The following is a 17,563-nucleotide window of genomic DNA, read 5'->3' on the forward strand; positions in this document are numbered from 1 at the left end:
CGATCCCCCACCCCATGAGGTAGCCACCGTGATTGCCGCGCCCCCGCCGATGCCGCCCGCCTACAGTTCAGGCGACACCGCCTGGCTGCTGGCCTCCACCGCCATGGTGCTGCTGATGACGCCCGGGCTGGCGTTCTTCTACGGCGGCATGGTGCGTACCCAGCACATCCTGATGATGATCAAGATGAGCTTCGCCGCGCTCGCCTTCGGCACGCTCGTGTGGTGGATCGCCGGATACTCCCTGGCCTTCGGGCCGGACGTCGGCGGCGCCGGGCTCATCGGGAACCTCGACCACGCCTTCCTGCACGGCATCGGACTGGCCACGCTGTCCGGGCACATCCCCACCTACATCTTCAGCACCTTCCAGATGGGCTTCGCGATCGTCACCGTCGCCCTGATCAGCGGATCCATCGCCGACCGGGCCGCCATGAAGGGCTGGCTCGTCTTCGTCGTCCTGTGGCTGCTGATCGTCTACGTGCCTGTGGCCCACTGGGTGTTCGACCAGGACGGCTGGATCGTGCGGCACCTCGGCGCGCTCGACTTCGCGGGCGGTCTGCCGGTGGAGCTGAACTCCGGGGTCGCCGGCCTCGCGGTGGCGCTGGTGCTGCGCGCGCCGCGGGACTTCGCCCGCCGCGAGGAGCGTCCCAACAACATCCCGCTGGTCGTGATCGGTGTCGCCCTGCTCTGGTTCGGGTGGTTCGGCTTCAACTCCGGCTCGGCCCTGACCGACCAGGGGACCGCGGCCGCCGCCTTCATCAACACCCAACTGGGCGCCGCGGCGGCCATGGTGACCTGGCCGCTGGTCGAGAAGTGGCGGACGGGGACCGTCACCACCATGGGCGTGGTGTCCGCCGCGGTCGCCGGCATGGTCGCGATCACCCCCGCATGCGGCGAGATCAACCCCCTCGGCGCGGTCGTCACCGGCCTGGTCACCGGCGCGGTGTGCGCCTTCGCCATCACCCTGAAATTCCGCTTCGGCATCGACGACACGCTCGACGTGGTCGGCGTGCACGGGGTCGGCGGGATGATCGGCCTGATCATGGTCGGACTCTTCGCCACCGCCCGGATCAGCGGCAAGAAGGGCCTCTTCTACGACGGCGGCTGGGGACTGCTGGGCCATCAGCTCGTCGCGATCGTCTCCGTCCTCGCCTTCTCCTTCATCCTCACCTGGCTCATCGCGAAGGCGGTCGACCTGACCGTGGGCTTCCGCGCCGCCGAGGAGTACGGCAGCGTGCCCGGGGCCGAGCAGGAGCGCGCCTACGACTTCCAGACCGCCGAACGCCTCGGCGCGCTCGTCTCGGGCAAGCGGGTCGGCAGTGACGACGAACTCGTCCGGCAGATCGCCACCTTGCTGCGGACCCGCAAGGACGCCGGCTGAGCGTCCCCGCGGGGCCGCTTCGCGGGGAGGCCCCGCTATCCCAGGCCCTCGGTGAACCAGCGGGTGAGCGTCGTCGGATGGGTGATGGCCGTGCCGACCACGACGGTGAACGCGCCTGCGGCCAGAGCCGACCGGGCCTGCTCGGGGGTGTGGACGCGGCCCTCGGCGACGACGGGCACGGCCAGGTCGGCGCTCAGGCGCGCGACCAGGTCGAGGTCGGGGCCTTCGGGGTGCGGCCCCCGGCCCGTGTAGCCGGACAGGGTGGTGCCGACCAGGTCCGCGCCGAGGGCGGCGGCGGCGACGCCCTCCTCGTAGCTGGAGACATCGGCCATGAGCAGGCGGCCGGCCCGGTGGACGGCGCCGACGGTCCGCTCCAGGGTCTCTCCGCCGGGGCGCGGCCGGAAGGTGGCGTCGACGGCGACGATGTCGGCGCCGGTCGCGGCCACGGCGAGGGCGTGCCGCTCGGTCGGAGTGATGTAGACGCCCGATGTGCCGTCCTTCCACAGGCCGATGAGGGGTACGTCGGTGACCGCGCGGATCGCGCGCAGGTCGTCCAGCCCCTGGGCGCGGATGCCGGCCGCGCCGCCCTCGATCACGGCGAGCGCCGTCTGCCGCATGATCAGCGGATCGCGCAGCGGCTCCCCGGGGTAGGCCTGGCAGGAGACGACCAGCCGGCCGCGCAGCCCTTCCAGGACGCCGGCGCCGGTAGCCGTACGGTCGTCGGCGCCGCTCACACCAGCACCTCCCGTCCCAGCAGCGCGGCACCGTACAGCGCGGCGTCGTCGCCGAGCGAGCCCGCCCGCAGGGGGGTGCCGGCGACGGCGGGGAGCAGGTGGGAGGCGACGGTGGCGCGGAGCGGGTCCCACCAGGCGGGGCCGCAGCGGCTGACCCCGCCGCCGAGCAGGACGAGATCGGGCGCCAGCACGTTGACCAGGCCGCCGATGGCCTCGCCCAGCGCGGTCGCGCCCGTGCGCAGGACGGCGAGCGCGACCGGATCGCCCTTCTCTGCCAGGGAGTCGACCCTCGGAAGGGTCGCGTCCGGCGCGTCCGCGAGCCGGCGGTAGGCCGCCGTCATCGCGGGTCCCGAGGCGGCGGCCTCGGTGTGGCCGTGGCCGCCGCACGGGCAGGGCAGCCCGGCCGCCGCGGGCACCGGCAGGTGGCCGGCCTCGCCCGCGGCGCCGCCGGCGCCGTGGTGGACGCGGCCGTCGATCAGGACGCAGCCGCCGACGCCGGTGCCGACGGTGAGCAGCAGGACGCAGGCGTGCCCGGCGGCGGCGCCCCGCCAGTGCTCGCCGAGCGCGTGGGCGTTGACGTCGTTGTCGACGCCGACCGGCAGCCCGAGCCGTGCCGAGAGCAGCCCGCGCAGGTCGGTGCCGCCCCAGCCGGGCAGCGCGGAGGTGGCGGAGCGCACCGTGCCGGTGCGCGGGTCGATGACGCCTGCGCTGCCGACGCCGACGGCGTCCACGGGCCGGCCGAGCTGGGTCACCGCCCGGGCCGCGGTGTCGAGGACGGCGGCGGGGCCGCGGTCGGCGGGGGTGGGCAGGGTGATGCGGTCGAGGAGGTCGCCCTCGGGGGTGATCAGGGCGGCGGAGGTCTTGGTGCCGCCGATGTCGACGCCGGCCAGCAGCGTCATCGCAGCCCCGCCTGCTCCAGGATCGCGGCGATGCGGTCGGTCTCCTGGCCGGTCAGCGGGCGCATGGGCGGGCTGACGGTGTTGCCCGCGATCACACCGAGCACGGTGAGCGCGGTCTTGAAGGCCCCCAGGCCCGCGGCCGTGCCCGAGGCGGACGACGGGTCGGCGACCGCGACGATCTCGAAGAGCCGGGCCAGCCGGTCCTGTTCGGCCTTGGCCGCGGTCCAGTCGCCGCGGGCGGCGGCGTCGTGCAGCCGCCGGTAGCCGTGCGGGTCGACATTGCCGAGGCCGGGCACGGAGCCGTCGGCGCCGGCCAGCAGCATCGCGTCGACCACGACCTCGTGTCCGGTGAGCAGCGCGAAGCCGGCCTGGTCGCGCAGGTCGAGGGCGAGTTGGCGGAAGGACACGTCGTCGCCGCTGGAGTCCTTCACCCCGGCCAGGACGCCGTCGGCGGCCAGGGTGCGGACCAGGTCGCGGGAGAGCTTGCTGTGCACGCACACCGGGATGTCGTAGGCGAGGACGGGGACGTCGCAGGCCGCGGCGATCAGCCGGAAGTGCCGGTCGATCTCGGTGGGGTGGGTGCGGGTGTAGAAGGGGGCGGTCGCGACAACGGCCGCCACTCCCCTGGCGGTTGCCGCCCCGGCGCGTTCGATGACCTTGTTGGTGGTGGTCTCGATGGCGCCCGCCAGCACCGGGACCTGCCCGGCCGCGGTCTTCACCACCACGTCCAGGACGGTGTCCTGCTGGTCGTCGGTCAGATAGGCGACCTCGCCCGAGCTGCCCAGGGCGAACAGCGCGTCGACACCGCCGTCGAGGAGGTGGGAGACGACGCGCTCCAGCGAGGCGGTGTCCACCGTGCCGTCGGCGGCGAGCGGGGTGACGACGGGCGGGATGACCCCCGAGAAGGGGGAGGTGCGGGGCTTCACGAACTGCTCCTCGTAGCGGGCTGCGCGGCGGTGGCCGCCGGCGCGGGAATCTGGGGGTGGACGCAGTGCCAGCGGTGGGCGCCGTCCGCGGTCGGCTGCGGGAAGGTGTCGGCGCAGGCGTCGTCGGCCTTCCAGCAGCGGGTGCGGAAGGGACAGCCGCTCGGCGGGCGGGTGGCGGAGGGGACGGGGCCGTTCAGCACGATCCGCTCGGTCGTCTCCAGCAGGCTGGGCGTGGCGGAGAACAGCGACTCGGTGTACGGGTGGGCCGGCGCCCGGGAGACCTGTCCTGCGGGGCCCTCCTCGACGATGCGGCCGAGGTAGAGGACGGCGAGCCGGTCGGAGAGGTGCCGGACGGTCTGGATGTCGTGCGAGATGAAGACCATGCCGAGGCCGAGTTCGGCCCGCAGGTCCATCAGCAGGTTGAGGACCTGGGCGCGTACGGAGACGTCCAGGGCGCTGGTGGGTTCGTCCGCGACGATCAGCTCGGGCTCCAGGGCCAGCGCGCGGGCGATGGCGACGCGCTGGCGCTGGCCGCCCGACAGCTGTCCCGGCAGGGCGTGCAGGGTGTGTCCCGGCAGGCCGACCAGGTCGAGGAGGTCGGCGACCCGGCGCTCCCGGTCGCGTACCGTGCCCCGGCGGTGGACGTCCAGCGGGTCGCGCAGGATGCGGCCGACGGGCATGCGCGGGTTCAGGGCGGTCGAGGCGTCCTGGAAGACCACCCCGACCGAGGACCCGAATTCGGCGCGCCGCCGGGCGGCGGGCATGCCCCACAGGTCCTCGCCGCGGAAGAGCACCCGGCCCTCGGTGGGCCGCTGGAGGCCGGTCAGCACCCGGGCCAGGGTGGACTTGCCGCACCCCGACTCGCCGACCAGGCCGACGATCTCGCCGCGCTGCACGGTCAGTTCCGCCGCGGTGAGCGCGTGCACGGCGTCGTGCCTGAACAGGCCGCCGCCGCGGACCCGGTGCCGGACGTGGACGTCTTCGAGCCGGATCATCGTCCGCTCCTTTGCAGCAGTACGGGCTCCGCCGGGTGGTGGCAGGCGAAACCGTGCCGTCCGGCGCCGTCTTCGGGCGGTCCTGCGGACTCCCCGGGGCGCCCGGCGAGTTCGGGCACCTGGCTGCGGCACACCGCGGTCGCGGCCTCGCAGCGGGAGGCGAACCGGCAGCCGGCGCCGAAGTGCCGGGGCGCCGGCACCACGCCGGGCACCTGGTGCAGCCGGTCGGCGCCGGACTCCAGCGAGGTGACCGAGCCGAGCAGGCCGCGGGTGTAGTGGTGGGCGGGGTCGGTGAGCAGCGCCCGCGTGTCGCCGGTCTCGGCGACCTGCCCGGCGTACATCACCGCGACGCGGTGGGCGAGGCCGCCGACGAGCGCCAGGTCGTGGGAGACCAGGATCATCGCGAAGCCGAGTTCGTCGCGCAGCCGGACCAGGAGTTCGACGATCTGGGCCTGGACGGTCACATCGAGCGCGGTGGTGGGTTCGTCGGCGATGAGCAGCCGGGGGCTGCGGGACAGCGCCATGGCGATCAGCACCCGCTGCCGCTGCCCGCCGGACAGCTCGTGCGGGTAGCTGCGCAAGGTGCGGTCGGGGGACAGGCCGACGAGGTCGAGCAGTTCCGCGGGGCTCTGGGTGCCGCCGCGGGATGTGAGCTGCTTGAGCTGGCGGCCGACGAGCACCGACGGGTTCAGCGACGACATGGCGTCCTGGTAGACCATCGCGATCTCGGTCCCGGCGAGCGCGCGGCGCTGCCGGGGGGCGAGGTCGAGCAGATTGCGCCCGCGGTAGTCGATGCGCCCGCTCACCTCGGCGTTGCGGGCCAGCAGGCCCATGACGGCCAGGCTGGTGATGCTCTTGCCGCAGCCGGACTCGCCCACCAGGCCGAGGGTTTCGCCCTCCCGGACGGTCAGCGAGATGCCGTCGGCCACGGGGACGTCGCCGTAGCGGTCGGGGAAGCGGATCGACAGGTCGCGGATGGCGAGCAGTTCAGGGGCGCCGGCCGGGACGGGCCGGATCGCCGGCGGGTGGGTGGTCATGCGCTCGGCGAGCAGGACGAGGCTGCGCTCGACGGCGGCCCGGTCGTCGTCCGCCGGGCGCTTCCCGGGCGGCGGCTCCGCGTCGGTCGCGGTGTCACCGGTCCGGCTCGCGGGCGGTTCCGCCGCGGGCCGCGCGGCATCGCCGGCCGCGGCGATGGCGGTCGCGGCGGGGTCGATCCGCTCGGCCCGGGCGGCGCCGGGCGAGGCGGAGGCGTCGGTGAGGCCCTCGGAGAGGATGTTCAGGGCCAGCACGGTGACCAGCAGCACCAGGCCGGGGAAGAAGGTGGCCCACCAGCCGCCGGAGAGCAGGATCTGCCGGCCGTAGGAGAGCACATTGCCCCAGCTGGGCTCGGGGTCCTGCACACCGGCGCCGATGAAGGAGAGGCTGGCCTCGAAGATGATGGCCTCGGCGACCAGGACGGTGGCGAACACCATGACGGGCGCGGCGCAGTTGACGGCCACGTGCCGCAGCACGATGTAGCCGCGGCGGGCGCCGATGACCTTCTCGGCGGCGACGTAGTCCTCGCCGTACTGCGCGAGCACATTGGCGCGGACGACGCGGGCCAGCGAGGGCACGTAGACGAAGGCGATGGTGAGGATCAGGACGGGCACGCTGGAGCCGAAGACGGTGACCAGCACGGCGGCCAGGGCGATCGGCGGAAAGGACATGACGACATCGAGGATCCGCATGACCGTCTCGTCGCCCCACTTGGGCGAGGTGGCGGCCAGCGAGCCGAGGACCGCGCCGGCGACGACCGCGACGGCCGTCGAGCCCAGGCCGATGACCAGGGAGTAGCGGGAGCCGTAGACGACCCGGGCGAAGATGTCGCGGCCGAGCCGGTCGGTGCCGAACCAGTGGTGGGCGCCCGGGGACTGGACGGGGATGCCGGTGGTCAGCGGGTTGTCGGCGACCAGCGGCGCGCACACCGCGGCCAGGATCACGACGACCAGGACGGCGAGCGAGATGCGCGAGGCGAGCGGCAGCGCGCGGAAGCGGATGCCCGGGCGCGACAGTTTGGCGACGACCCGTTGGGGGCCAGTGAACAGGAACATCTCATACCGTCCTGATGCGCGGGTTGACCAGCAGGTACAGCAGGTCGACGACGACGTTGACGACCAGGAAGGCGAGCGCGATCGTCAGGACGGTGCCCTGCACCAGGGCGACATCGCCGCCGGTGACGCCCTCCAGGATGAGCTTGCCCATGCCGGGGAGGTCGAAGATCGTCTCGATGACGACCGCGCCGCTGAGCAGGTAGCCGACCTTGATGCCCAGCACGGTGAGCGGGGTGACCAGCGCGTTGCGCAGGACGGAGCGGACGACCAGCAGCGGTGGCAGGCCGTTGCCGGTCGCCGTGCGGACGTAGTCGCGGTCCAGCTCGGTGACCATCGAGGTGCGGATCAGCCGCGCCAGCGAGGCCGCGACCGGCACCGCGAGCGAGATCGACGGCAGCGTCATGCAGCGCAGCCAGCCGGTGAAGGAGTCGCCCGGGTTGACGTAACCGCCGGTCGGGAAGAAGGAGTTGTCCAGGGCGAACCGCTGGATCAGCAGCACGCCGAGCCAGAAGGACGGCACCGCGACACCGGCCATCGACACCGCGCGGAAGACGTGGTCGGGCCAGCGGTCGCGGTACATCGCGCCGACGACACCGAGTGCGACGGCCAGGACGACCGCGAGCAGCAGCCCCAGCAGGGTGAGTTGCAAGGTGAGCGGGAAGGCCACGGCGATGCGGTGGGCGACCGGCTGGCTCGGCGGCACGGTCACCCCGAGGTCGCCGTGCAGCAGGCGGCCGATGAAGTGGACGTAGCGGACGGGCAGCGGGTCGTCGAGCCCGTTGGCCCGGGCGAACGCCGCGCGGGCCGCGGCGGTCGAGTTCTCCCCCAGCGCGTTGTAGGCGGGGTCCGCGGGGGAGAACTGGAGCACGACGAAGACCAGCAGGGTGATGCCGAGGATCATCGCCGGCATGATCGCCACGCGGCGCAGCGCGAGCCGGAGGAAAGCGAACATCGGTTGTTCCTAGCGGTAGGTCCTGGACGACTGGGGGTGCCGGGGCCGGCGGCCGGGGAGGCGGCGCGCCGGCCCGGCGGCTCAGGCCGGGGCCACCCCGAGGAAGGACAGGCCCGTCGTCGGCACGGGGCTGAACCCGGACAGCGCCTGGCTGTTCCAGGCGGTCGGCAGCTTGCGGTGCAGGATCGGGTAGAGCGGCGCCTGGTCGGCGACGATGTCCGTGACCTGGGCCCACAGGCCGGCCCGCGCCTTGTCGTCGGCGGAGCGGGCGGCCTTGTCCAGCAGCGCGACGACCTGCTTGCCCGCCGCGGTGCCCGACCAGCGGTAGCGGGTCTCGGGCCAGGTGCCGACGTAGAACCAGCGCATCAGCAGGTCGACGTCGTTGCCGAAGACCGACGGGTCGCCGGGCGCGACCAGCAGGTCGAAGTCGCCGGTGTCGATCTTCGCGTACTGGGCGGAGGACTGGCCGATGCTCAAGGTGGTGCTGACGCCGACCGCGTCCCAGCTCTCCTTGACCAGCGGCGCGATGTCCTGCACCCAGGAGGTGTCGGTGGTCAGGACGGTCACCTTCAGGCCGCTGACGCCGGCGGCCTTCAGCAGCGCCTTCGCCTTCACAGGGTCGTGGCCGTAGACCGTGGCGGCCTTGACGTAGTCGGGGTGGCCGGGCTGGAGGTAGCCGGTGGCCGCGGTGGCCTGGCCGGACATCGCGGTGGCGATGATCTTCTCGGTGTCCAGCGCGTAGTGCAGGGCCTGCCGCACCCGCTGGTCGTCGAAGGGCTTCTTGGCGCAGTTGAACATCAGGAAGAGGTTGCCGAAGGACGCGGCCGACTCGACGGTGGACTTGCGCTTCAGGCCGGACATGTCGATGTACGGCACGTCCTCGATGGCCGCGACCCGGCCGGACTGCATCGCGCTGACCCGGGCGGAGGCGTCGGAGAGCAGATTCCAGGTCATCGACTCGGCCTTGGCCGGGTACCGCCCGTTGTACTTCGGGTACTTCCGGAAGACGATCTTGTCCTCGCGGGTGGCCGACACCAGCGCGTACGGCCCCGAGCCGACCGGTTTGGCGTCGAAGGCCTTCTGGTCGGCCTGCACGATCTTCTTCGGTACGACCTTGGCGACCGATATCCGGGACGGGAAGAGCGCGAAGGGGTACTTCAGCGTGAACTCGACCGTACGGGGGTCCACCGCCCGGGCGGAGTCGAGGAAGGGCAGGAACTGCGCCATCAGGGACGCGTTCTTCGGGTCCAGGATGCGCTGGAAGCTGAAGACGACGTCGTCGGCGGTGACGGCGGAGCCGTCGTGGAAGGTCGCGCCCTCGCGCAGGGTGGCGCGGTAGGTCGTCGGGCCGATCTTCACCGGCATCGCGGTGGCCAGCGCGGGCCGGGCGGTCAGCGTGACCGGGTTGAGGTCCACCAGTCCTTCGAAAATGTGCCAGTTGGCCGCGACCGGGGTGGCGCCCGAGGAGGTCATCGGGTCGAACCCGGTGGACAGGGCGTACGAGATGCCCGCGGTGATCGTGCCGCCGGCCGTTCCGCCGCCGCCGGAGCCGGAACCGGAGCCGGCGTTCGTGGTCGAGGAGGGTCCGCCGCACGCGGCGAGGGTGCCGGTGAAGGCGGCGGCTGCGCCGACCGCGCCGGAATAGCGCAGGAAAGCGCGGCGATCGACTCTGGCGGGTGTCCGTCGAGAAGACACGGGAACCTCCGGGGCAGGAAGGGATGGACGGTGGGGAGCGGTGCCGGGCCGGGCCCGGGGTGCCGGACGGCCGTGGCCGCGCCCGGCGGTACCGGGCCGCCGGGCGGCGCCGCCCGGCGTCTGCCGAACAGCGGCGGGTCGGCGAGAACAGCACCGCGAACACTCTGTGCAACATAGGACATCAGATGTCTGATGCCTGATAGGGTGGACCGTAGCCGTAAGGACGAGAGGGGTCAAGGGGTGGATGCAAGTCGTAACTCCAGCAAAGGGCGGGGCAGCCGCCTGCTGATGCACGAGGTCAGCGAAGGTATCAAACGTTACATCCTGGACAACGGACTCCGTCCGGGCGACCTCCTGCCCACGGAGAACGAGCTGTGCGAGGCGCTGGACGCGAGCCGTTCCAGCGTCCGCGAGGCCGTGAAGACCCTGGACGTCCTCGACATCGTGGAGGTGCGCAGGGGCCACGGCACCTACGTGGGGCGGCTGGGGCTGTCCGCGCTGGTGGAAAGCCTCACTTTCCGTGGCCTTCTCGACCGGGACGACGACATGCAGCTCATGCTGGAGCTGGCGGACATGCGCGAGCTGTTCGAGCGCGGCATGGCCGACCGCATCGTGGCCGCGCTCGGCGCGGGCGACGTGGCCGCGCTCGACGCCCTCGTCAACGACATGGACACCTCCGGCAGCGGCGACGGCACCGGCTTCGTGGAGGCCGACCGCGCCTTCCACGCCCTGCTGGTCGCCCCGCTGGGCAACGAGCTGATCGGCCAGCTCTCGGCCGCCTTCTGGGACGTCTACATCGTCGTCGCCCCGCACCTGAACGGGATCACCCGGGCCGACGAGGTCGAGACGGTCCACCACCACCGCCGGATCGTGGACGCGGCCCGCAGCCGGGACGTGGCGGCCTTCGCCGCTGCCGTCTCCGACCACTACGCGCCGGTACGGCGGCGGATCGCCGAGGCCAGGACGGCAGGTCCGGCCGGCGCGGAGGCGGGAGCCGGCACTGGCGGCGGGAGCAGGCACGGGGCCCGCGAGGGCGCCGTCATCGCGCCCCGCCGGATACGGCACCGCCTTGACGCCGACGGGGACTCCGCCTAGATTCCCGCCGAGCGGACATCAGACATCAGATGTCCCACTTCGCGAGGAGCCCGGCGTGCCCCTGACCGACCTCACCCTGGCGGAATGCCTCGACTACCGGGCCGGGCAGCCCGCACCCGCCGGCTTCGGCGCGTTCTGGTCCCGGACGCTCGAAGAGGCGGGGCGGACCGCCCGGCCGCCGCGGTTCGAGGCCGTCGACGCCGGACTGCCCGCGGTCCGCGTGAGCGATGTCACCTTCACCGGATACGGCGGCGAGCCGGTGCGCGGCTGGCTGCGGCTGCCCGCCGCACCGGTCGGCCCGCTCGGCTGCGTGGTGGAATACCTCGGCTACGGGCGCGGCCGTGGCCTGCCGCACGAGAATCTGACCTGGGCCGCGGCCGGCTACGCCCACCTGGTCATGGACACCCGCGGCCAGGGCTGGTCGGCCGCGCCCGGGGCGACCCCCGACACCGGCGGCACCGCGGACGGCTCGGTGCCCGGCTTCCTCACCCGGGGCACGGACCGCCCCGACGACCACTACTACCGGCGGCTCTACACCGACGCGGTGCGCTGCGTGGCCGCCGCCCGCAGCCACCCCGAGATCGACCCCGACCGGGTCGTGGTCACCGGCGTCAGCCAGGGCGGCGGCATCGCGCTGGCGGTCGCGGGCCTCGTACCGGGGCTCGCGGGCGTGCTGCCCGACGTGCCCTTCCTGTGCCACATCCGGCGCGGCGCCGAACGCGCCGTCCTGCCGCCGTACACCGAGATCGCCGGCTACCTCGCGCTGCACCGGGACCGCGCCGAGCCGCTCCTCGCCGCGCTCGACCACTTCGACGGGCTGCACTTCGCCCCCCGCGCCACCGCCCCCGCGCTGTTCTCGGTGGCGATGATGGACCAGGTCTGCCCGCCCTCCACCTGCATAGCCGCGTATCACGCGTACGCGGGCCCCAAGGAGCTGGCGGTCTACCACTACAACGGCCACGAGGGCGGCGGCGAATTCCACCGGGCCCGGCAGCTGGCCTGGGTCCGGGAGCGGCTGGGCCAGGACCTTACCGCCGCGCTCGGCCCGGAACCGCGCTGACCCGGGCGGTGCGCCGGCCCCGGAGCCGACTCCGGCTTTCGCTGCCGTGCCAGGACCGACTACGGTGACGTCGACCGTTCACCGTGCGCGGGCCGTTCCGAGTGGAGGACCTGGTGGGCGAGGAGGCAGCCCGGTTGCCGCAGCTGCGGCTCGACGAGTTGCTGGACGAGCTGCAGGTCAGGATCGACGCGGTGCGCGGCACCCGGGACCGGGTGCACAGCCTGCTGGAAGCGGTCCTGTCGGTCGGCGGTGAACTGGACCTGCCGCAGGTGCTGCGGCGGATCGTGGAGGCCGCGGTGGTGCTGGTCGACGCGGAATACGGCGCGCTCGGCGTCATCGAGGGCACCGGGCTCTCGCAGTTCCTCACCAGCGGGATCTCGGCCGAGCAGGCCCGGGCGATCGGGCCGCTGCCGTCGGGGCACGGCCTCCTCGGCGAGCTGATCCGCCACCCGGAGCCGCTGCGGCTCACCGAGATCTGCGACCACCCGGCCTCGCGCGGCTTCCCGGCGGGCCATCCGCCCATGCACTCCTTCCTGGGCGTGCCGATCCGGGTGCGCGACGAGGTGTTCGGGAACATCTACCTCACCGAGAAGCACGGCGGCGCCGACTTCGACGGCGAGGACGAGGCGATCCTGCGCACGCTGGCGGTGGCCGCGGGCGTCGCCATCGAGAACGCCCGCCTGTACAAGGCCGCCCGCGAGCGGCAGCGGTGGCTGGAGGCGAACGCCCAGATCGTGGGCGACCTGCTGTCCGGCGCGGACGAGATGGCGGTGCTGCGCGGCATCGTCGGGCACGCGAGCCACATCCTCGACGCCGACCTCGGCGTGATCGCGCTGCCGTTCGGCGAGAGCACGGATCTGCAGGTGGTGATCGCGGTCGGGGTGGACGCCGAGGCGCACAGCGGTCTGGTGCTGCCGGTGGAGGGCTCCTTCATGGGCGCCGCCCTGGCCGCCGGGGGTTCCCTCACCACCAGCGAGATACGCAATGACCCGCGGGCCGCGTTCGGCCCGCCGCGGTGGGAGGGGCTCGGGCCCGTGGTGGCGGTCCCCATGCTGGCCGAGGACCGGGCACGCGGGGTGCTGCTGCTGGGCCGTGCGGAGCACGCCCAGCCGTTCGCGCGGGACGAGACGGCCCCGCTGGCGGCCTTCGCCGGACAGGCCGCGCTGGCCATGGAACTGGCCGAGCGCCGCCGGGCCACCGAGCAGATGGCGCTGCTGGAGGACCGCGACCGGATCGCCCGTGACCTGCACGACCTGGCCATTCAGCGGCTCTTCGCCACCGGCATGACGCTGCAGAGCTCGCTGCGCTTCATCGACCACCCCGAGGCGAACGAGCGCGTCACGCGGGCGGTGGACGACCTCGACGAGACCATCAAGATCATCCGCTCCACCATCTTCGGCCTCCGGGCGAAGGACGCCGACCGCGAGCGGCTGAGCCTGCGGGCGCGAACCGTCACCGCCGTCGAGTCGGCCGCCCGCACCCTCGGGTTCACCCCCTCACTGCGGATGGAGGGGCTGATCGACACCGACGTGCCGCAGGCCGTGGCGGAGGACGTGGTCGCGGTGCTGGAGGAGTCGCTGTCGAACGTCGTCCGGCACGCGCGGGCGTCGGCGGTCGAGGTGTCGCTCGCCGTCTCCCCCGACCTGCTGACCGTCACCGTCGCGGACAACGGCGTCGGCCTCCCCCGCCAGGGCCGCCGCAGCGGCCTGCGCAATCTCGCCGAACGCGCCGAACGCCACCGCGGCGACATGGCGGCGGCGCCCGCCGACGGCGGCGGCACCCGGCTGGTGTGGCGCGTGCCGCTCGGGCGGTAGGAGGCGGCGGTCGGGCGGTGCGTCCAGGGCGTCATGCGGTCGGGGCTCAGGCCTCGGGCGTCATGCCATCGGGCGTCGGGCCTCGGGCGGCCCCGTCCAGGACACCGTACGGCCGGGCGTCAGGCATCCGGCGGGGCGTCCAGGACGTCGTGGACCGGTCGGCGGGGGCTGGCCGGGCCTTCCGGGCCGTAGCCGAGGCGGATGAGCATCTGGACGTAGCCCCTGCCCGCGCCGGGTTCGCGCAGCGCCCAGCGGGTGCCGGGCCATTCCAGCGCCTGGTGCAGGAGCGAGGCGCGCAACTGGTGCACGGTGCCGGTCAGCAGGATGTTCTCCAGCGCCTGGCCCGCGCGCAGCCAGTCCGCGCGGCTGTCGTGCCGGGTGGACAGCACCGCGATCAGCGGGCGCTGTTCGAAGACCGCCGAGGGCCGGTCGTAGGCAGGACGCAGAGCCGCGAAGTCCCGTACGGGGAGCCGCCCGGCCGCGTCCCGCGGGCCGAGCACCGCGCCGGGCAGGCCGTCCGACGCCCCGTCCCGTACCCAGCTGCGGCTCTCCGCCAGGCGGACGGGGTCGGTCGCGGTGAACCACTCCGCCTCCGCGGTCAGTTGCAGGAGCCGCCGGACCTCGTTCACCTCGGGGAAGGCCAGTTCGGCCCCTTCCGCCACCGCCGCCTCGCCGAGTTCGGCGAGCACCTGCGCCGGAACCGTCCGGCCGGTGAAGGGCAGCCGGCTGCTGCGCCGGCGCCCTACCGCGTCGTAGAGATCCTGCCGGTGGCGGGAGGCGCCGGGCAGCGGACCCGCCGGCCGTACCGACGCCAGCAGGTCGGGCTCGGCGGGCCGGGGAAGCAGGCGTACCACCGGCTCCCAGCCGAAGTGCGCGACCGCCACCCGCAGGTTGAACACCGCCGCCCCGACCGACACGTGCAGGCCGCGGCCCACCGGGTCGGTGTGCCGTAACCCCCGCTCCTGCGCCGCCCGCACCTCGATCGTGGAGGTGCCGGGGTCGAGCCGGTAGCGCCACGGCTGCGTGTTGTGCAGGGACGGCGCCGCCACGGCCGCCGCAATCAGCTTCTCCAGAACCGCCGCGTCCAGTGCGGTGTTGTGCATTGCGCTCTCCTCGGGCCGCCGTGGCTCAAGGCTCGCCGGGCGGGGAGCGGCCCGGCAGGGGAAGGACGTCCCCGGCGGGTGGGCCGATCGGCCCTGCCGTCAGCGGCGGCCGTGTCCGGGACCGGGCGGCGGAGCCGTGCTGTTCGAGGCGATGACCGCGGCCTGGACCCGGCGCTCGACGCCGAGCTTCGCCAGCAGCCGCGACACGTTGTTCTTCACCGTCTTCTCCGACAGGTAGAGCTGCTTGCCGATCTGCCGGTTGGTGAGGCCCTCGCCGATGAGGGCCAGGATCTCGCGCTCGCGGGGGGACAGCCCGGCCAGCGCCTCCTGCTCGGGGTCCGTGCCGGAGTGGTCCGCCCGCAGGCTGCTCATCAGGCGGGCCGTGGTGGCCGGGTCGAGCAGCGACTGCCCGGAGGCGACCGTCCGCACCGCCGAGACCAGGTCGGAGCCCTTGATCTGCTTCAGTACGTAGCCGGCCGCGCCCGCCATGATCGCGTCCAGCAGCGCGTCGTCGTCGTCGAACGAGGTCAGCATCAGGCAGGCCAGCGAGGGCATGGCCGAGCGCAGCTCCCGGCAGACCGAGATCCCGTCGCCGTCGGGAAGGCGGATGTCCAGCACGGCGACGTCCGGGCGCAGCGCGGGGCCGCGGGCCAGCGCGTGACCGGCCGACTCGGCCTCGCCCACGACCGCGATATCGGGTTCGGCGTCCAGCAGATCATGGACACCGCGGCGCACGACCTCGTGGTCGTCCACGAGGAAGACCCGGATCGGGGACTCCGCGGAGAATCGCGGTACCTCACTCATGAGCGGACGCCTCACCTGTCGCCGGCCGGCCCGGTGCCGTCCCTGGTCCTCCGATCATCGCGCGCGGGTCCGTACCGCACCAGGGCCGAACGGACCCGGCGGCGCGCCGTCCGGCCCCGCGGTCCCGAGCGGCGCACCGCCGTGCCGTGCGCGTGCGGCGGTGTCACCTCGCCGGCGAGGCGGGGTGCCGCCGCCAGGGGGCCTCCTGGCCGGCCCGCGGCCCGGTGTCGTCACGGCGGCTGGTGAGGCGGTTGTCGACGGCGACGACACCGTCGATCCGGGCGGTGGCGTTTCCCGCGATGGCCACGTCGCTCTCCCGTTCCAGCCTGCCCTCCAGCGTCACGACACCGTCGTGGACCGCCACCCCCGCCGCGAGCGGGGTCAGCCAGAGGGTCCTGACCAGGACTTCCTGGATGACGTCCTCGCGGATGTCCGCGTCGGGGCGGAGGAAGACCTGGAGCACGTCGCGCCGGGTCACGATCCCGACCAGCCGCTCCTCCTCGTCGAGGACCGGCAGCCGCTCGACCCGGTGCTGGGCCATGGTGCGGGCGGAGAAGGCGATCGAGTCGTCCGCGTGGACGGTCACCGGCGGGGTGGACATCAGCCGCCCGGCCGTCAGCGCCCCGGCCTTCGCCGCGTTCCTGCGGGACGCCGGGCTCAACAGCAGCCGGTGCCGGGGAGCCGTCTCCTCCTGCCGGGCCTGCCGGACCATCAGGTCGGACTCCGAGATGACGCCGACCACCTTCTCGTCGTCGTCCACCACGGGCACCCCGCTGATGCGGTGCTGCGCCAGGAGCGCCGCGACCTGCTTGAAGGGGGTCGTCTCACGGACCCGGACGACGTCGCTCGTCATGACGTTCCCGACCTTGCGGTGCTTCATGGTGTGCTCCTGTGCATGCGTGCCGAGCGCTCGGCGTGGACGGCGTTGGGCAGGGGCCGTACGGGTGCCACGGCCCGGCCGGTGGGCTGATGGCCGCCCGCCGGCGGTGAGTGCGCGAGGGTCGCAAGGGTGCGGCGGGCCGGGGTCGCAAGGGTGCCGCGGCCCGATCGGCAGGCCGGTGACCGCCGACCGGCCGCGGGTGGGCAGGGGTCCTAACGGGCGTCGTCACCCGGCGCTCGTGTCCGCGACGTCGCCGCCGACCGGCGCGCCGGCGTCCAGATAGCGCCGGACCGCGCTCACCAGGTGTTCCACCTGGATCCGGACCGGCTGCTCCCCCGCCGGCCACGCCGTGACCCCGGCGGGGACGACGGCGAAGACATCGGCGCGGTTCGTCGACGGCAGGCTGCCCGCGGCGACCGCGAGCCGTCCGCCGCCCGTCGCGGGCGGCAGCCGGTGCCGCCCGGTGGCCAGCACCAGTACGCGGTAGGGCACCGTGGTGCCGTCGGTGAGGCAGACCTCCCTGCGGTCCGTGTCGATCGTGGCGGCGTTCGCGAGCCGCCGGCCGATCCCCGCCCGCAACTGGAGGTGCTCGGGGGGCTGCAACGTCTCGGGGCCGTAGATGCCGAGGGCGGCCAGCAGGTCGAGCTCCGGATCGCGGCGGTCCTCGCGGTCGATGACCACGATGCGGTGCCCGGCGTCCTTCAGCGCCGCCTGGAGCCGGTTGGCGGCCAGCGTGCCGGCGGAGCCGCCGCCGATGACCACGGTCTGCTCGTTCATGGGGTACGTCCTCTCCTCGGGGCGGTACCTGACCCGGTCACGCGGACCCGCCGGGCCTCACGTGTCGTCGGGCGCCGGTGTGCGGGGGCGCTCGGCGGATCGCGGACCGTCGTGGCGGGCCGCGGCGGCGTTCGTCGAGCGAACCGCGGCCCGCCGCCTTCACCTTCGCGGGTTCCGGCCGCCGCCGCAGAGGGCCGAACGGCCTTACCGGGAGGGCGGTTCGGCCCGCGAACGGCACTGCCCCGACGCGGAAGCAGGCCTGGGGACCCGGTCGAGCGGGGACGGACGAGGGACCAGTGGCCCCCACAACCGCCCGGAAGGCCCTGGCCCCGGGCGGCGGGCAGGGCGGAGCGTGGTGCGG

Annotated in this window: 15 protein-coding genes; 4 read left to right on the forward strand and 11 right to left on the reverse strand. The window is 73.8% G+C overall.

The features are described from left to right. Positions 1-49 precede the first annotated feature (49 nt). A complete protein-coding gene (locus OHA86_RS04020; RefSeq protein WP_443071963.1) occupies positions 50-1,378 on the forward strand; it encodes an ammonium transporter in 1,329 nt (442 codons plus the stop codon). A gap of 35 nt (positions 1,379-1,413) precedes the next feature. Here OHA86_RS04020 and OHA86_RS04025 read toward each other — a convergent pair whose 3' ends face one another. The 7 genes from OHA86_RS04025 to OHA86_RS04055 form a co-directional block, all read right to left on the reverse strand. Then, entirely contained in the window at positions 1,414-2,112 is a 699-nt protein-coding gene (locus tag OHA86_RS04025) for an N-acetylmannosamine-6-phosphate 2-epimerase (RefSeq protein WP_329172542.1), read from the reverse strand. Continuing rightward, on the reverse strand, positions 2,109-3,011 hold the full coding sequence (locus OHA86_RS04030) for an ROK family protein (protein WP_329172543.1): 903 nt from the start codon (positions 3,009-3,011) through the stop codon (positions 2,109-2,111). Before OHA86_RS04030 ends, OHA86_RS04025 begins: the two co-directional genes overlap by 4 nt. Further along, positions 3,008-3,937, reverse strand: coding sequence for a dihydrodipicolinate synthase family protein (locus tag OHA86_RS04035; protein WP_329172544.1), 930 nt, complete (start codon positions 3,935-3,937; stop codon positions 3,008-3,010). The genes OHA86_RS04030 and OHA86_RS04035 overlap by 4 nt, the downstream gene beginning before the upstream one ends. Continuing rightward, positions 3,934-4,932 (reverse strand): ABC transporter ATP-binding protein, encoded by a 999-nt coding sequence (locus OHA86_RS04040; RefSeq protein WP_329172545.1) that lies wholly within the window; start codon positions 4,930-4,932, stop codon positions 3,934-3,936. Before OHA86_RS04040 ends, OHA86_RS04035 begins: the two co-directional genes overlap by 4 nt. Then, positions 4,929-7,022 (reverse strand): dipeptide/oligopeptide/nickel ABC transporter permease/ATP-binding protein, encoded by a 2,094-nt coding sequence (locus OHA86_RS04045; RefSeq protein ID WP_329172546.1) that lies wholly within the window; start codon positions 7,020-7,022, stop codon positions 4,929-4,931. The genes OHA86_RS04040 and OHA86_RS04045 overlap by 4 nt, the downstream gene beginning before the upstream one ends. A gap of 1 nt (position 7,023) precedes the next feature. Beyond that, positions 7,024-7,974: an ABC transporter permease gene (locus tag OHA86_RS04050; protein WP_329172547.1), complete on the reverse strand. Its 951-nt coding sequence runs from the start codon at positions 7,972-7,974 to the stop codon at positions 7,024-7,026. Between the two features lie 81 nt (positions 7,975-8,055). Continuing rightward, complete coding sequence (locus OHA86_RS04055; protein WP_329172549.1) at positions 8,056-9,669, reverse strand: ABC transporter substrate-binding protein; 1,614 nt, start codon at positions 9,667-9,669, stop codon at positions 8,056-8,058. Between the two features lie 288 nt (positions 9,670-9,957). Here OHA86_RS04055 and OHA86_RS04060 point away from each other — a divergent pair, with 288 nt between their 5' ends. The 3 genes from OHA86_RS04060 to OHA86_RS04070 all read left to right on the forward strand — a co-directional run bounded on the left by OHA86_RS04060 (position 9,958) and on the right by OHA86_RS04070 (position 13,638). Beyond that, positions 9,958-10,764 carry a FadR/GntR family transcriptional regulator gene (locus tag OHA86_RS04060; protein WP_329182213.1) on the forward strand — a complete coding sequence of 269 codons (807 nt, stop codon included), beginning with the start codon at positions 9,958-9,960 and terminating at the stop codon, positions 10,762-10,764. A 55-nt stretch (positions 10,765-10,819) separates the two neighbouring features. Continuing rightward, positions 10,820-11,824: an acetylxylan esterase gene (locus OHA86_RS04065; RefSeq protein WP_329172550.1), complete on the forward strand. Its 1,005-nt coding sequence runs from the start codon at positions 10,820-10,822 to the stop codon at positions 11,822-11,824. Positions 11,825-11,937: 113 nt separating this feature from the next. Further along, positions 11,938-13,638 carry a sensor histidine kinase gene (locus OHA86_RS04070; RefSeq protein WP_329172551.1) on the forward strand — a complete coding sequence of 567 codons (1,701 nt, stop codon included), beginning with the start codon at positions 11,938-11,940 and terminating at the stop codon, positions 13,636-13,638. 119 nt (positions 13,639-13,757) lie between these two features. On the opposite strand, the gene OHA86_RS04075 is transcribed toward OHA86_RS04070, so the two are convergent. The 4 genes from OHA86_RS04075 to OHA86_RS04090 all read right to left on the reverse strand — a co-directional run bounded on the left by OHA86_RS04075 (position 13,758) and on the right by OHA86_RS04090 (position 17,202). Beyond that, positions 13,758-14,741, reverse strand: coding sequence for an Acg family FMN-binding oxidoreductase (locus OHA86_RS04075; RefSeq protein ID WP_329172552.1), 984 nt, complete (start codon positions 14,739-14,741; stop codon positions 13,758-13,760). 99 nt (positions 14,742-14,840) lie between these two features. Continuing rightward, positions 14,841-15,545: a response regulator transcription factor gene (locus OHA86_RS04080; RefSeq protein ID WP_329172555.1), complete on the reverse strand. Its 705-nt coding sequence runs from the start codon at positions 15,543-15,545 to the stop codon at positions 14,841-14,843. Between the two features lie 163 nt (positions 15,546-15,708). Beyond that, positions 15,709-16,425: a CBS domain-containing protein gene (locus OHA86_RS04085; protein WP_329172557.1), complete on the reverse strand. Its 717-nt coding sequence runs from the start codon at positions 16,423-16,425 to the stop codon at positions 15,709-15,711. Positions 16,426-16,650: 225 nt separating this feature from the next. Further along, positions 16,651-17,202 (reverse strand): FAD-dependent oxidoreductase, encoded by a 552-nt coding sequence (locus OHA86_RS04090; RefSeq protein ID WP_329172559.1) that lies wholly within the window; start codon positions 17,200-17,202, stop codon positions 16,651-16,653. Positions 17,203-17,563 lie beyond the last annotated feature (361 nt).

This window comes from Streptomyces sp. NBC_01477, assembly GCF_036227245.1.
GTDB lineage: Bacteria > Actinomycetota > Actinomycetes > Streptomycetales > Streptomycetaceae > Actinacidiphila.

Excerpts from the sequence above, each read along its gene's own strand:
- OHA86_RS04020 (WP_443071963.1), top strand. The coding sequence starts at position 50 with ATGCCGCCCGCCTACAGTTCAGGCGACACCGCCTGGCTGCTGGCCTCC.
- OHA86_RS04030 (WP_329172543.1), bottom strand. The coding sequence starts at position 3,011 with ATGACGCTGCTGGCCGGCGTCGACATCGGCGGCACCAAGACCTCCGCC.
- OHA86_RS04040 (WP_329172545.1), bottom strand. The coding sequence starts at position 4,932 with ATGATCCGGCTCGAAGACGTCCACGTCCGGCACCGGGTCCGCGGCGGC.
- OHA86_RS04045 (WP_329172546.1), bottom strand. The coding sequence starts at position 7,022 with ATGTTCCTGTTCACTGGCCCCCAACGGGTCGTCGCCAAACTGTCGCGC.
- OHA86_RS04050 (WP_329172547.1), bottom strand. The coding sequence starts at position 7,974 with ATGTTCGCTTTCCTCCGGCTCGCGCTGCGCCGCGTGGCGATCATGCCG.
- OHA86_RS04060 (WP_329182213.1), top strand. The coding sequence starts at position 9,958 with ATGCACGAGGTCAGCGAAGGTATCAAACGTTACATCCTGGACAACGGA.
- OHA86_RS04075 (WP_329172552.1), bottom strand. The coding sequence starts at position 14,741 with ATGCACAACACCGCACTGGACGCGGCGGTTCTGGAGAAGCTGATTGCG.
- OHA86_RS04080 (WP_329172555.1), bottom strand. The coding sequence starts at position 15,545 with ATGAGTGAGGTACCGCGATTCTCCGCGGAGTCCCCGATCCGGGTCTTC.
- OHA86_RS04085 (WP_329172557.1), bottom strand. The coding sequence starts at position 16,425 with ATGAAGCACCGCAAGGTCGGGAACGTCATGACGAGCGACGTCGTCCGG.
- OHA86_RS04090 (WP_329172559.1), bottom strand. The coding sequence starts at position 17,202 with ATGAACGAGCAGACCGTGGTCATCGGCGGCGGCTCCGCCGGCACGCTG.